The sequence below is a fragment of the Citrifermentans bremense genome (assembly GCF_014218275.1).
GTDB classification, from domain to species: domain Bacteria; phylum Desulfobacterota; class Desulfuromonadia; order Geobacterales; family Geobacteraceae; genus Geomonas; species Geomonas pelophila.
The window spans coordinates 1,487,750-1,501,470 of sequence record NZ_AP023213.1 but is presented as its reverse complement, the minus strand read 5'-3'; the positions used below and the strand labels follow the sequence as shown (position 1 = coordinate 1,501,470).

General features: G+C 61.8%; 11 protein-coding genes. All 11 read right to left on the bottom strand.

Annotated features, from left to right (window positions below; all coding sequences use genetic code 11):
* The 11 genes from GEOBRER4_RS06585 to GEOBRER4_RS06535 all read right to left on the bottom strand — a co-directional run bounded on the left by GEOBRER4_RS06585 (nucleotide 1) and on the right by GEOBRER4_RS06535 (nucleotide 13,379).
* Entirely contained in the window at nucleotides 1–195 is a 195-nt protein-coding gene (locus GEOBRER4_RS06585; protein WP_012531327.1) for a 4Fe-4S binding protein, read from the bottom strand.
* Between the two features lie 175 nt (nucleotides 196–370).
* Nucleotides 371–1,324, bottom strand: a complete 954-nt coding sequence (gene mdh / locus GEOBRER4_RS06580; RefSeq protein ID WP_085813280.1) for a malate dehydrogenase — start codon at nucleotides 1,322–1,324, stop codon at nucleotides 371–373.
* A gap of 52 nt (nucleotides 1,325–1,376) precedes the next feature.
* Nucleotides 1,377–3,608, bottom strand: coding sequence for an NADP-dependent isocitrate dehydrogenase (locus tag GEOBRER4_RS06575; protein WP_085813281.1), 2,232 nt, complete (start codon nucleotides 3,606–3,608; stop codon nucleotides 1,377–1,379).
* A 405-nt stretch (nucleotides 3,609–4,013) separates the two neighbouring features.
* A complete protein-coding gene (locus tag GEOBRER4_RS06570) occupies nucleotides 4,014–4,706 on the bottom strand; it encodes a LysM peptidoglycan-binding domain-containing protein (protein WP_185244732.1) in 693 nt (230 codons plus the stop codon).
* 8 nt (nucleotides 4,707–4,714) lie between these two features.
* Nucleotides 4,715–6,496, bottom strand: coding sequence for an aspartate--tRNA ligase (gene aspS / locus GEOBRER4_RS06565; RefSeq protein ID WP_185244731.1), 1,782 nt, complete (start codon nucleotides 6,494–6,496; stop codon nucleotides 4,715–4,717).
* Between the two features lie 173 nt (nucleotides 6,497–6,669).
* Nucleotides 6,670–7,392, bottom strand: a complete 723-nt coding sequence (locus GEOBRER4_RS06560; RefSeq protein WP_085813284.1) for a FadR/GntR family transcriptional regulator — start codon at nucleotides 7,390–7,392, stop codon at nucleotides 6,670–6,672.
* A gap of 116 nt (nucleotides 7,393–7,508) precedes the next feature.
* Nucleotides 7,509–8,750 carry a (Fe-S)-binding protein gene (locus GEOBRER4_RS06555; protein WP_185244730.1) on the bottom strand — a complete coding sequence of 414 codons (1,242 nt, stop codon included), beginning with the start codon at nucleotides 8,748–8,750 and terminating at the stop codon, nucleotides 7,509–7,511.
* A gap of 64 nt (nucleotides 8,751–8,814) precedes the next feature.
* Complete coding sequence (locus GEOBRER4_RS06550) at nucleotides 8,815–10,188, bottom strand: FAD-binding oxidoreductase (protein WP_185244729.1); 1,374 nt, start codon at nucleotides 10,186–10,188, stop codon at nucleotides 8,815–8,817.
* A gap of 56 nt (nucleotides 10,189–10,244) precedes the next feature.
* Nucleotides 10,245–10,934, bottom strand: coding sequence for an LrgB family protein (locus GEOBRER4_RS06545; RefSeq protein ID WP_185244728.1), 690 nt, complete (start codon nucleotides 10,932–10,934; stop codon nucleotides 10,245–10,247).
* Nucleotides 10,931–11,296, bottom strand: coding sequence for a CidA/LrgA family protein (locus GEOBRER4_RS06540; RefSeq protein WP_185244727.1), 366 nt, complete (start codon nucleotides 11,294–11,296; stop codon nucleotides 10,931–10,933). The genes GEOBRER4_RS06545 and GEOBRER4_RS06540 overlap by 4 nt, the downstream gene beginning before the upstream one ends.
* Nucleotides 11,297–11,429: 133 nt before the next feature.
* Nucleotides 11,430–13,379 carry an L-lactate permease gene (locus tag GEOBRER4_RS06535; RefSeq protein WP_185244726.1) on the bottom strand — a complete coding sequence of 650 codons (1,950 nt, stop codon included), beginning with the start codon at nucleotides 13,377–13,379 and terminating at the stop codon, nucleotides 11,430–11,432.
* Between the last annotated feature and the right edge of the window lie 342 nt (nucleotides 13,380–13,721).

Genomic DNA, 13,721 nt, shown 5'->3' with positions numbered 1-13,721 from the left:
TTAAGCCGTTACTTTGATTGCAAAATCAGGGCATCTAAGCTCGCACTGCATGCACTTGATGCAAGCCTCAAGGTTCTTGACGCTTGCCACGAAACCCTTCATTTCCAAGACCTTGGTAGGGCAAAACTCCACACAGATGTGGCACCCCTTGCAGTACTTCTCGATTATCTCGATTGTCGGCAGTTTTTTCTCCATCCACGTAGCTCCTTTGACTAAAATGCCCTTTCAGGCTGTTCAAAATATGGTTTTATAACACATGCCGTATACAAAATGCAAGCTGCGGCTATCCAGCGCCACCGCTTCGCCTTGCAAAAAAGGGGTAAGGAGGGGACACCTCCTTACCCCCTGGCAAAGCATGTTCAGCCTGCTGCTACTTCATGGAGCCGACGAGTTCTTTGACGGCTGCTACAGACTTGTCCATCATCGCCTGCTCTTCTGCGTCCAGTTCGAACTCGAGGATCTGCTCGACGCCGTTCTCGCCCAGTACGCAGGGAACGCCGACGTAGAAGCCTTTGACGCCGAACTCGCCGTTCAGGTAAGCGCAGGTCGGGAGCACGCGCTTCTGATCCTTGAGGATCGATTCCGCCATCTGGATGGCGGAGGAAGCCGGGGAGTAGAATGCGGAACCGGTCTTCAGGAGAGCAACGACCTCGCCGCCTGCGCCGCGGGTCCTCTTGACCATGGCGTCCATGACTTCTTTAGCCTTGGCTTTGTCCTTGTATTTCTTCTCGAGGAGTTCCATGACGGGGATCCCGTTCACGGAGGCGTAGCGTACCAGCGGCACCATGTCGTCGCCGTGGCCGCCCAGGGTCATGGCGTTGACGTCCTTCACGGACACGCCCAGCTCCCAAGCGATGAAGGTCTTGAAACGTGCGGAGTCGAGCACGCCGGCCTGGCCGATGACGCGGTTGTAGGGGAAGCCGGTGATCTTCTGGCAGAGGGTAACCATTGCGTCGAGCGGGTTGGAGATGACGATGACGAACGCGTTGGGCGCGTTTGCCTTGATACCTTCAGCCACGGAGGTCATGATCTTGGAGTTGACTTCGATCAGGTCGTCGCGGCTCATGCCCGGTTTACGGGGAAGACCTGCGGTGACGATGACCACGTCGGCGCCCTTGATGTCCTCGTAGCTGTTGGTCCCTTTCAGGTTGCAGTCGAAGCCGTCGACGGAGCCGACCTCGGCGATGTCGAGCATCTTGCCCTGCGGAAGACCTTCGACGATGTCGAACATCACTACGTCGCCCAGTTCGCGAAGAGCTGCAAGCTGTGCAAGTACGCCGCCAATCTGTCCACCACCGATAAGTGCGATTTTCTTACGTGCCATGTTTTCTTCCTCCGTAATTAAATTGAGATTATCTACCTGGTGCAGCGAAAGCTTATACGATCGAGTTGATGATGGCGTTCAGCGTTGCGCTCGGACGCATAGCAGCTTCGGTCTTGGCATCATTCGGGTGGTAGTAGCCGCCCATGTCGACCGGCTTGCCCTGTGCGCCGATCAGTTCGGCGTTGATTTTCTCTTCGTTGTCCTGCAGCTGCTTGGCGACCTTGGCGAAGCGTGCGGCGAGGTCAGCGTCCTTGGTCTGGGCGGCGAGAGCCTCGGCCCAGTACATGGCAAGGTAGAAGTGGCTGCCGCGGTTGTCGATCTGGCCGACCTTACGCGCCGGGTTCTTGTTCTGATCCAGGAACTTGGTGTTGGCCACGTCGAGGGTCTCGGCCAAAAGCGCCGCCTTCTCGTTTTTGAAGGTCGCAGCCAGGTGCTCCAGGGAGACCGCCAGGGCCAGGAACTCGCCCAGAGAGTCCCAACGGAGGTAGCCTTCCTGCTGGAACTGCTGGACGTGCTTCGGAGCGGAGCCGCCCGCACCGGTCTCGAACAGGCCGCCGCCCGCCAGAAGCGGAACGATGGAGAGCATCTTAGCAGAGGTGCCGAGCTCGAGGATCGGGAAGAGGTCGGTCAGGTAATCCCTCAGAGCGTTGCCGGTCACGGTGATGGTGTCGAGGCCCTTCTTGGCCCTGGGGAGGGTGAATTTCATCGCCTCTACCGGGGACATGATGTGCAGCTCGAGCCCTTTGGTGTCGTGGTCCTTCAGGTAAGTGTTCACCTTCTGGATCATCTGGGCGTCGTGAGCCCTGTTCTTGTCGAGCCAGAAGACGGCCGGAGCGCCGGTCGCCCGGGCGCGGTTGACGGCAAGCTTGACCCAGTCGCGGATCGGGAGATCCTTCGCCTGGCAGCCGCGCCAGATGTCGCCCTCTTCGACCTGGTGCTGGATCAGCACTTCGCCGGAAGCGTCGACTACGCGCATGGTGCCGTTCAGGGGCGCCTTGAAGGTCTTGTCATGGGAGCCATACTCTTCAGCTTTCTGAGCCATGAGGCCGACGTTGGAGGTGGCGCCCATGGTGGTCGGGTCGAACTGGCCGTTTTCCTTGCAGAACTGGATGCACTCCTCGTACCACTCGGAGTAGCAGGTATCCGGGATCACGCACTTGGTGTCGGCGAGTTTCCCGTCCGGGCCCCACATCTTGCCGGAGTCGCGGATAACGACCGGCATGGAGGCGTCGATGATGATGTCGTTGGAGGCGTGGAGGTTGGTGATCCCTTTGTCGGAGTCGACCATCGCCAGCGGCGGCTGCTTCGCATAGGTAGCCTGGATGTCGGCCTCGATCTCTGCCTTCTTCCCTGCCGGAACCTTCTCGAGCTTCTTGTAGAGGTCGCCAAGGCCCAGGTCCGGGTTGACACCGATCTCCTTGAAGGTCGCCGCGTGCTTCTCGAAGACGTCCTTGAAGTAGACGGAGACGAAGTGGCCGAAGATGACCGGGTCGGAGATCTTCATCATGGTCGCTTTCAGGTGCACGGAGAACAGGACACCCTTGGCTTTCGCGTCGTCGATCTGCTCCTGGATGAACTTCCTGAGGGCGCGCACGTTCATGAAGGAGCCGTCCAGCACCTCGCCTGCCTGCAGCGGGAGTTTCTCCCTCATCACGGTGACGTTGCCGAAGTTGTCGACGAACTCGATCCTCGCGGTGGTCGCCTCTTTCAGGGTCACCGACTTCTCGCTGTGGTAGAAGTCGCCGGCGCTCATGTTGGAGACGTGGCTCTTGGAGTCGGAGGACCAGGCGCCCATCTTGTGCGGGTGCTTCTTGGCGTATTCCTTGACGGCCTTGGCGACGCGGCGGTCGGAGTTACCTTCCCTGAGGACCGGGTTGACTGCGGAGCCCAGCACTTTGGCGTAGCGTGCGTGCAGCGCCTTCTCCTCGTCGGTCTTCGGCTCTTCCGGGTATTCCGGGAGCTTGTACCCCTGGGACTGGAGCTCGGCGATGGCTGCCTTGAGCTGCGGGATGGAGGCGGAGACGTTCGGAAGCTTGATGATGTTGGCTTCCGGCTTCTGGGTCAGTTCGCCCAGGTAAGCCAGCTCGTCGGGGATCTTCTGCCCTTCGGTCAGGTAGTCCGGGAAGTTAGCGATGATCCTGCCTGCCAGCGAGATGTCCCTGGTTTCAACGACAACGCCAGCGGCCTTGGTGAAGGCGTTGACGATGGGGAGCAGGGAGTAGGTTGCCAGTGCGGGGGCCTCGTCGATCTTAGTCCAAACGATCTTTGCTTTTTCTGTTGTCATGGTCTCTCCTTGGGTTTTATGCCAATTGCACTAAAGGTCGTTTACAAGGGGCAACTGTGCACGACAGTACGCCCGATATACTGTTTTATTTCGCCTGTGGGAGCCTGTCGACTGTCAGCCTTTAGGCTGCCGGCAGCCCCCCTGCAATGCGGCTTTCGATATACAAGGGATTATGGGATGTTAGCAGGATTGTTCTGGTTTACAAATTTTGTATACAGTATACAAAACGTTTTTCACTGTCAAGGGAAAATCGGGGCGGGATACGGCGCGTCTGCAATTAGTGGCGAGGGGTGCGGGCGGAGCAGTTCAAGGGGTTATAATCACTCGAACTGCGGTGGTGCGAAGGGGTTTTGAAAGAGATTTGGCGACGGCAAAATACTGTTTAAATATACCGTCAACTGCTCGTCAGTGCAGCGGGTGTTCCTGGGCGTAGCGCCTGGCCTCGGAGATGTCGTCGCGACCCTGGTTGCGAGGGATGCGCAGCACCTGCCCGGGCCAGATGTGCCTGGGGTCCCGGATCTGGTCGCGGTTGGCGCGGTACAAAAGCGGCCAGAGGGAGCGGTCGCCGTACACCTCGGGGCGCGAGGCGATGAGGGGGAGCGACTCCCCCCTTCTGACGGTGTAGGAGGGGACGAGCTGCGGCTCTTTCTGGGTTTTCGCCCTCCTGCGCTCGGCCTCCGCCGCCTCCCGCCTGGCCCTCTCCTCGGCCGCGGCCTTCGCCTTGGCGCGCCGCTCCGCCTCTTCCAGCGCTTTTTTCTCGTGCTCGGCGCGCCGTCTTTCCTCCTCGGCCAGTTCGCGCGCGGCCTTTTCCCGCGCCTTCTCCTCGTCGAGGGTCTTTTCCAGCAGCTCGGCCTTCAAGAGGGTCAGCTGGAAGTAGCGCTCCGCCTCCTCGCGCTCGTTGGCCACAAGCAGCGCGTCCCCCTTGAAAAAGGCCTGGAGCGTACCGGCGTACTCGTTGGGATGGAGCCGCTCGCCGCCTTCGAGCCTCAGTTGCTGGAGCCTCGCGCTCGCCTCGTCGCGAAAACGCGGCGGCTGCGTTGCGCAGGCCGCCGCAGAGATAACGAGCAGCAGGGTTATGAAACGGACGGCAAGCTTCAACAGCCCCCCTATTTGGTGGCGAGACGGATACCGAGCTCGCGCAGCTGCAGTGCATCCACCCCGGAAGGGGCTTCGGACATGAGGCAGGCACCCTTCTGGGTCTTCGGGAAGGCGATGACGTCTCGGATCGAGTCGCTACCCGTGATGAGCATCATCAGGCGGTCCAGGCCAAAGGCGATGCCGCCGTGCGGCGGGGTGCCGTACTCCAGCGCGTCGAGCAGGAAGCCGAACTTGGAACGGGCATTCTCTTCGGAGAGCCCGAGCATCTTGAACATGAGCGACTGCACTTCCTCCTGGTGGATCCTGATGGAGCCGCCGCCGATCTCGTTTCCGTTCAGCACCAGGTCGTAGGCCTTGGCGCGGCAGCGGCCGGGATCGCTCTCGACGTACTGCAGGTCCTCGTCCATGGGAGCGGTGAACGGGTGATGCACCGCCGCCCAGCGGTTGGCCTCCTCGTCCCACTCAAGAAGCGGGAAGTCGGTGATCCAGACGAAGCGGAAGACGTTGGGATCGGTGAGCCCCATCTTGGCGGCCAAGTGGTTCCTGAGTTTGCCCAGCGAGTCGTTGACCACCTTCGGCTTGTCCGCGACGAAGAGAAGCAGGTCCCCTTCCTCGGCGTCGAAGGCCTTGTCCATGGTGGCGATCTCTTCCGGGGTGAAGAACTTGGCGATCGGGGACTGCCACCCCTCCGCGGTCATCTTCACGTAGGCAAGCCCCTTGGCGCCGTAGATCTTGGCGAACTCTGTCAGGTCGTCGATCTCCTTGCGGCTCATGGCGCCGGCGCCCTTCACGTTCATCCCCTTGACGATGCCGCCGCCGTTCACCACGTCGGCAAAGACCTTGAACCCGGAGGTCTTGACGATGTCGGAGAGTTCCACCAGTTCGAGGCCGAAGCGGAGGTCCGGGTTGTCCACGCCGAAGCGCCGGATCGCCTCCTGGTAGGTCATCCGCTCTATCGGGAGCTCCACCTTGACCCCTTTGGCCTCGCTGAAGATCCGCGCCATGAGCCCTTCCATCACGGTGATGATGTCCTCGCGGTCGATGAAGGACATCTCGCAGTCGATCTGGGTGAACTCGGGCTGGCGGTCGGCGCGCAGGTCCTCGTCGCGGAAGCAGCGCACGATCTGGAAGTAGCGGTCAAACCCGGAGACCATGAGGATCTGCTTGAAGAGCTGCGGGGACTGCGGCAGCGCGTAGAACTCGCCCTTGTTGATGCGGGAGGGGACCAGGAAGTCGCGCGCCCCTTCCGGGGTGGACTTGGTGAGAAACGGGGTCTCCAGCTCGATGAAACCGTTGTCGCTTAGGTAGGAGCGGGTGAGCTGCGCCACCTTGGAGCGGAGCATCAGGTTCTGCTGCAGGGTCCCGGTGCGCAGGTCGAGGTAGCGGTACTTGAGCCTGATGTTCTCGTTGACGTCCACGAAGCCGTCCAGCGTGAACGGGAGCGCCTTGGAGGGGTTGAGGAGCTTGCACTCGGTCACCAGCACCTCGATCTCGCCGGTCTTCATCTTCGGGTTCACGGTCCCTTCCGGGCGGGCGGCAACCGTCCCCTTGATGGCGAGGACGTACTCGTTCCTGGCGGACTCGGCCTTGGCGTGGGCCTCGGCGCAGCGCTCCGGGTCGAAGACGATCTGGGAGATGCCGTCCCTGTCGCGCAGGTCGACGAAGATGAGCCCGCCGTGGTCGCGCCTCTTGGAGACCCAACCCATGAGGGTGACTTCCTGCCCTATGTGGCTCCCCCTCAACTCGCCGCAGTAACTGGTTCTCTTCCAACCGCCCAGAAAATCTATCATCGAACTCCTCCTTGGAATTAATCTGCAAGAAATAACGGGTCACTATACCCAAAAAGAAAGTGAGCTTCAACCAAAAACGGGGGATTTGGGCGCGGCGCCATCGGCGCCGGACAGAAAGCGACAAAGGCCCGGCAGGATGGCTGCCGGGCCTTTGTCGTTTGTTTGCTGCTGCGTTATTCGGTGCCGCGCATGGAGACGTAGGCGGAGCATCTCTTCTGCGCGAAGTCGAGGTGCTCGAGCATCGCCGCTCTCGCGCCTTCGGCGTCGCGGTCGCGGATCATCTCGTAGATCTTCAGATGGTGGCTGAAGAGCAGGCGCTGGTCCTCCTCGGTAAGGTAGACGGCGCGCCAGACGTCGCGCTGGAACTCCTGCATCGCCTCGAAGATGCTCTGCATCATGTGGCTCCAGACCACGTTATGGGTGGCCCGGGCGACCAGCATGTGGAAGTGGGCGTCGAAATCCTCCGAAGCCTTCAGCTGCTCCAGGTTCTTGGCCATGCCGTCGACCACCACCTTGAGGCGCCTGACGTCCTCGGGGAGCGCCCGGGAAGCGGCGTACCAGGCGGTCCAGGATTCCATACCCTTGCGCACCTCGATCACGTCCAGGGCACGGTCGCCGTCGATGCGGATCAGCTCGGAAAGCGGCATTCCCGCTGAGTTCTCGACCAGGGAGCGGACCAGGGTGCCCCCCCCTTGATAGGTCTCGACCAGGCCGGAGGAGGTAAGGATGTTGAGCGCCTCGCGCACCGAGGGGCGGGAGACGCCGAACAGCTCGGCCAGCTCGCGCTCGGGGGGGAGCTTCTCCCCCGGGTTGAACTCGCCCGCAAGGATGGAGCTGCGTATCTGCTCCGCGATCTGGGTCGACACCTTCTTCGGCTTGATAGGGGTAAATTTCATAAGGCACCGATACTACATTACTAAGAGGATGGCAATAGTTTTCTGGTAAATGTTTCTTACCAATCCACCTACTGCGCCAATAACTGTATACACCGCGAAGAGGGATCCCCCTGCCCTCACGCTTCCAGGCTCATCTGGAGCAGTTCGGTGAGATGGATCACCCTGACCTTGGGCTCGGCCTCCGCGAGCGCCTTCTTCAGCTGCAGCAGACACCCGGGGTTGCTAGTCACCAGGTACTCTGCGCCGGTCTTCAGCACGTTTTGCACCTTGCGCGACAGCACCCGGTCCGACATCTCAGGCTTCTCGATGTTGTAGGTCCCCGCCGACCCGCAGCAGGCGTCCGCCTCGGGGAGTTCACGGAAGTCGATCCCGGGGATCAGCTTGATCAGCGCCCGGGGCTGGCTGCGGATCCCCTGGCAATGTGCGATGTGGCAGGGGTCGTGGTAGGTCACCCTGAGCGGCAGGGGCTTGAGCTTTCTTGCCAGGGCCTCCGACTCGGCGAAGAGGACTTCGGAGATGTCGCGCACACTGGCGCTGAACTCTTCAGCCTTGCGTTCACCGTCCAGGTGCTGGCCGTATTTCTTCAGTTCCGCCCCGCAGCCGCCGCAGTCGGTGACCACGAAGTCGAGGTCGAAGGAGTCGAAGAGGTCGGTGTTGAAGGCGGCCGCCTCCTTGAGACCGTCCAGGTCGTGCCCCAGCATGTTTGGTGCGCCGCAGCACTTCTGCGCCTTTGGGGTCACCACCCGGTACCCCAGGGTGGAAAGGAGCTGCACCGTGGCAAGGCTCGCCTCGCTGAAGATGAGGCTCATGACGCAGCCCAGGAAAAAGCCCGCAGTCCCCTTCTCTTCTCCAACCGCCGGCGTCACCTCGCTGATGGTCTGGCGCAGAGGCGCATCAGGGAGCTTCGGCAGAAGCCCCTCCATGCGCCCCAGCGCTTCGGGGAAGAGCTTCAACAGCCCCAGCGAGCGGACCACCTGCTGCAGACCCGTCTTCTGGTAGAGCCTAAGCGGCGCCGTGGCCGCCTCCAGGCGGTCCGGATGCGGCACCAGCTTTCTCAGGACCAGGTCCTCCATGAGGGAAAGCCCCTTTTCCTTTTTGCTCTCGCAGCGGAACTCCGCCACCAGCTCCCCTGCGTTGACGCCGCAGGGGCAGGCGGAGGCGCAGGCCTGGCAGTCGAGGCAGAGCGAGACGTATTCGAGGAATTTCTCGCTCTCCACCAGCTCCCCTTCCTGGAGCTTGCGCACCAGCGCCACGCGTCCGCGCGGCGAGGCGGTCTCCAGGAAGGTCTCCTTGTAGGTCGGGCAGTGCGGCAGGCACATCCCGCAGCGCATGCAGTTGATCAGCTTGACGTAATCCATGGTGCACCCTCTTGTTTCGCAAAACGGCTTCGGCTTCGGCGTCGGACAGGTCCCTGCCCACGAGCTAGAAAATCTTCCCGGGGTTCAGTATCCCCTTGGGGTCAAGCGCCCCCTTGATGCCGCGCATCACGCGCAGCCCCGACTCTCCCACCAGCTTGGGAAGGTACTTCTTCTTGGCCACCCCTACCCCGTGCTCGCCGGTGATGGTCCCACCCATGGCTATGGTCGCCTCGAAAATCTCGCCGAAAGCCTTGTGGGCGCGGGCGATCTCGTCGGGGTTTCTCTCGTCGGTGAGGCAGGTGGGGTGGAGGTTGCCGTCGCCGGCGTGGCCGAAGGTGCCGATCAGGAGGTCGTACTTCCTGGCGGTGTCCTGGATCAGCTTGACCATCGGTGCTATGCAGCTCCTGGGGACTGTCGCGTCCTCCAGGATGGTAGTCGGCCTCATGCGAGCCAAGGCGGAAAGCGCCACCCGGCGCGCCGTTGCGAGTTTCAGCGCCTCTTCGGGCCCCGCCGCGGTCTGAAAGAAGGAGCAGTGGTGCCGCTCGCAGATCTGCCTGATGCCGGCCGCGTCCTCCTCCACCTGGGCGGGGTGCCCGTCCACCTCGATGAGCAGGACCGCGTCTACGTCGAGCGGCAGCCCCACGTGGGCATAATCTTCGACGCACTTGATGGTGACCCGGTCCAGGAATTCCAGGGTGGCCGGGATGATGCGCGCCGCGATGATGTGCGAGACGGTGAGCGCCGCCTGCTCCAACTGCGGGAAGTGCACCAGCATGGTCTTTTTCGCCACCGGCTTCGGGATCAGCTTGACGGTGATCTCGGTGAACACCCCGAGGGTCCCCTCGGAGGAGACCAGGAGCTGGTTCAGGTTGTAGCCGGCCACGTCCTTCACCACCTTGCCGCCGGTCTTCAACAGGTCGCCGTCGGCGAGCACGGTCTTAAGCCCCATCACGTAGTCGTCGGTGACGCCGTACTTGAGGCCGCGCAACCCTCCGGAGTTCTCGGCCACGTTCCCCCCCATGGTGGAGATGTTCATGCTCCCGGGGTCGGGGGGGTAGAAAAGCCCCTTCGCCTCCACCTCGCGGTGCAGCGCCGAGGTGATCACGCCGGTCTCGACCGTAGCGGTCAGGTTCTCCTCGTCGATCTCCAGGATCCGGTTCAGGCGGCTCGTCTGCAGCACCACCCCGGCATCGAAGGAGATGGAGCCGCCGGAAAGGTTGGTGCCGGAGCCGCGTGGGGTCACCCGCACCCCCGCCTCGTGGCAGAGCGCCATGACCTGAGAAATCTCCTCCGCGCTCCCCGGGAGCAGCACCGCGCCCGGCCTGCTCTGCAGCTCGGGGGTGGAATCGTATCCGTAACAGGCAAGCGATTCGGGATCGGTCAGGGTGTTGGCTTCTCCGACGATCCCGGCCAGCGCCTTTATGAAACTCTTTTCCATGGCATCTGTTCCTTTTAGTTCTTGTATGAAGTGTCGCGGCTTCCGCTCCATCCCTGTCAGTGCAGGAAAAGCGGGAGGTAATAAGGTGCTATCAGCGCAGTGAATACGGCGGCAAGCGCCATGGCCACACCGCCCATGGCCCCTGCGGTCTCGCTCTCCATGAGCGCCACAGCCGTTCCCTGGCCGTGGGAAACGGTCCCGAGCGCAAGCCCCCGGGCCATCGGATGCTTCACCTTCAGCAGCGTGAGAGTTCCCGGTCCCAGTATGGAGCCGAGCATCCCGGTCGCCACCACGAAGGCTGCGGTAAGCGGGGCCTCCCCGCCGCAAAGGCGCGAGATCTCCACGGCGATCGGAACGGTCACCGATTTGGGACCCAGGGAGAGAAGCAGTGTGTCGTTAAGCGACAAGAGCCTCCCCGCCACAAGGGCTGCGGTCATGGTGGTCAGCGAACCGGCGGCAACACCCGCCAAAACGGCGGGAGCATGCCGGCGTAACAGCAGCCGGTTGTGGTAAAGCGGCAGGGCGAGCGCCACTGTTGCCGGGCCGAGGAGGAAGGTCATCACCTCTTTGGCCGGTTGGTAGTCGCCCCAGGTGTACCCCGTGAGTTTAAGGAGGGCGATGATGGTCACGGTGCTCAGGAAAACAGGGTTAAGCAGCGGGTGCCGATAGGCGAGGAAGATGCGGCGGGTCGCCAGGTAGGCCGCCAAGGTCAGCAGGATGAGGGAGACGCTTAAGAGCAGGCTCATCGGGAGGAGCTCCCCTGCAGCAGCTTTACCGAGATCCCTGTAGCCGCCACCCCCACCAAGGCGCTGACAGTAAGGACAAACAACAAAGCCGCCCCGCTTTGGCGCATGAGATCACCAAAGGTCATGAGCCCCACAGAGATCGGGATGAAGAAGAAGGCGAAGTGCTTGAGGAGAAAGCCTCCCCCCTCTTCGACGAGCGAGGGCTTCACCGCGCCGCTTGCCAAAAGGGCGAACATGATCAGCATCCCGGCCACGTTCCCAGGGAGTGAGAGGTGCAGCAAAGCAACCAGAAAGGTCCCCAGGCGAAAGACCAGCCACAGGAGCAGTACCTGCCAGGCTATATTGAATGTAGTTTTTGTCATGATCGCTACCAGCTTGCGGCTCCCTATAGCGGCAGGAGGGGGTTTCCAGCGGTTGCCCGAATAGATCGCTGCGCGGCAAACGGCGAGACGGCAGTTCCCCCGGGAGGACTAGCCCCCCGGGGTGACGGTTTCATCAGGGGATCATCCAGGGGAAGACGTAGGCCTGCAGCGCCACGATGCACCCCATCACGGTGGTCAGGAAGAGGGCGTGCTTCAGGGTGAAGCGGAAGAGGTTCCCCTCCTCCCCTACCAGGCCCGTGGCAGCGCAGGCTACCGCGATGGACTGCGGCGAGATCATCTTGCCCATGACGCCGCCGCTGGTGTTGGCGGCGCCGGTCAGAAGCGGGTTCATGCCGAGCTGTTCCGCGGTCACCTTCTGCAGCCCGCCGAAGAGGACGTTGCTCGAGGTATCGGAGCCGGTCAGGAAGACGCCGAGCATCCCCAGGAAGGGGGAAAGGAACGGGAAGAGCGCGCCCGCCTTGGTAAACGACATCCCCATGCTGGTGGTCATGCCCGACGCGTTCATCACAAAGGCAAGCCCCACGACTGAGGCGACGGTGACCGCAGGCCAGCGCATGTCGAAAAGGGTCTTACTGAGCACCTGGAAGAAGTCGCCGATGCCGACGCCGCAGATAAGTGCGGAGATGATGGCCGCAATCAGGATGGCGGTGCCGGCCGCGGACATGAAGTTGAAGGTGAATTTGGCTGCAATCTGGGCCGGGAGCTGATCGGCAACGGCCTTGTCGAGCGCCTTGAACTGCGCCTTGTCCACCAGCTTCGCCTCGACCAGTTCCTTCTCTATCTTCTGCAGGTCCTTCTGCTTCTTGTCGACCGCGTCGTAGGCTGCCAGGCGCTCTGCGGTGAGCACGGGCTTTCCGGCCGGCAGGCTCTGCTCGACCAGAAGGAGCTTGTCTTCAAGCCCCTGCAGTTCGCCAAGTCCTGCCGCCAATGCGGCCTGCTTGGCGTCGGCCGGCACGAGGAGCGCCGCCTGCCTGGCCGCTTCAGCCTTGACCGCTGCGACCTTCTTGACGCCGTCTTCAGGCTTGGAGACCTTTTTCACGATGGCGTTGTCGAGGCCTGCTACGGGAATCACCACCTTGCTCTTGTCGAGCGAGGTCTTCACAGACGGGATCCCCCATACCAGCACCATGATGGTGAGGACCAGGTAAGGGGCCCAGGCCCGGAACACCTGACCGCCGGTGTATTCGTGACTCTCCTTCCCGGAGAATTCGGGTTCATGATCGAAGGTCCAGACGGTCTTGGGCTGCCAGAACTTGAGCAGGATGACGAGGGCGGCCAGGGTCAGGAGCGAGGCGGTGACGTCGGGGAGGTAGGGACCAAGGTAGCTCGCGGTACCCCACTGGGCAAGGGCGAAGGTGACGCCGCAGACGATGATGGCGGGGAGGACTTCGATGGTCTTCTTCCATCCCACCATGATCATGATGACGTAGAAGGGGATGAACACGGAGATGAAAGGAAGCTGCCTCCCCACCATGGTGGAGAGCTTCATCAGACCGGCATCGTCGTACCCCATGACTCCGGCAAGCGCGACCACCGGGATGCCAATGGCGCCGAAGGCGACCGGAGCGGTGTTGGCGATGAGGCAGACACCCGCGGCGTAGAAGGGGCGGAAGCCGAGACCGACCAGGGTGGCCCCGGCGATGGCGACCGGGGTGCCGAACCCTGCCGCACCCTCGATGAAGGCGCCGAAGCAGAAGGCTATCAGCAGCGCCTGCAGGCGGCGGTCACCGGTGAGCCCGGCCAGGGAAGCGCGGATGATCTCGAACTGCCCGCCCTTCACCGTGATGTTGTAAAGGAGAATGGTGGTCACCACGATGTAGAAGACCGGGAAGAGGCCGAAGGCCACACCGTGCAGCGTGGCGAGCCCGGCAAGTTTCGCGGGCATCTGCCAGATGAAGACGGCGATGGCAATGGCGGAGGCGACCGCCAGCGGGCCCGCCTTGTGCGCCTTCATCTTGAAGACGGCCAGACAGACGAAGATGACGGCGAGGGGAATGGCGGCTACCAGGGCCGACATCGCGAGACTTCCCGCTACAGGGGTGTAGCTCTGAATCCATGGCATGACTTGTGTTCTCCTTTGCTCTTGGTGCTGTCTTGGTGCGTTTCAAGACCGGTGCTTTTTACGTGCAGCTAAACCGTTAAACGGATCAATCTTCGTCTTGGACCTGAGACACCCGGCGCCTTGCGAGCTGGAGAACAGGCCAATCAAACCCGGTTATACTTTTTGGTCAGGCCAATTAACCACCTTTTGAATACAGTGTCAAGTTTTTTTGCGCGGAACAGTTAAACTGCTTTACATAGGCACATTTTTGAACTACCATGCGTCATCATTTTGGTAATATCTGTTTCTCCGCATATGCAACAACGAGCCTGGCAGGTGGAGTTGATTCCGCCCAGACCAGAC

What these genes read in the sequence shown, in the direction of transcription:
- GEOBRER4_RS06585 (WP_012531327.1), bottom strand. Translation starts at nt 195, where the DNA reads ATGGAGAAAAAACTGCCGACAATCGAGATAATCGAGAAGTACTGCAAG.
- mdh (WP_085813280.1), bottom strand. Translation starts at nt 1,324, where the DNA reads ATGGCACGTAAGAAAATCGCACTTATCGGTGGTGGACAGATTGGCGGC.
- GEOBRER4_RS06575 (WP_085813281.1), bottom strand. Translation starts at nt 3,608, where the DNA reads ATGACAACAGAAAAAGCAAAGATCGTTTGGACTAAGATCGACGAGGCC.
- aspS (WP_185244731.1), bottom strand. Translation starts at nt 6,496, where the DNA reads ATGATAGATTTTCTGGGCGGTTGGAAGAGAACCAGTTACTGCGGCGAG.
- GEOBRER4_RS06560 (WP_085813284.1), bottom strand. Translation starts at nt 7,392, where the DNA reads ATGAAATTTACCCCTATCAAGCCGAAGAAGGTGTCGACCCAGATCGCG.
- GEOBRER4_RS06555 (WP_185244730.1), bottom strand. Translation starts at nt 8,750, where the DNA reads ATGGATTACGTCAAGCTGATCAACTGCATGCGCTGCGGGATGTGCCTG.
- GEOBRER4_RS06550 (WP_185244729.1), bottom strand. Translation starts at nt 10,188, where the DNA reads ATGGAAAAGAGTTTCATAAAGGCGCTGGCCGGGATCGTCGGAGAAGCC.
- GEOBRER4_RS06545 (WP_185244728.1), bottom strand. Translation starts at nt 10,934, where the DNA reads ATGAGCCTGCTCTTAAGCGTCTCCCTCATCCTGCTGACCTTGGCGGCC.
- GEOBRER4_RS06540 (WP_185244727.1), bottom strand. Translation starts at nt 11,296, where the DNA reads ATGACAAAAACTACATTCAATATAGCCTGGCAGGTACTGCTCCTGTGG.
- GEOBRER4_RS06535 (WP_185244726.1), bottom strand. Translation starts at nt 13,379, where the DNA reads ATGCCATGGATTCAGAGCTACACCCCTGTAGCGGGAAGTCTCGCGATG.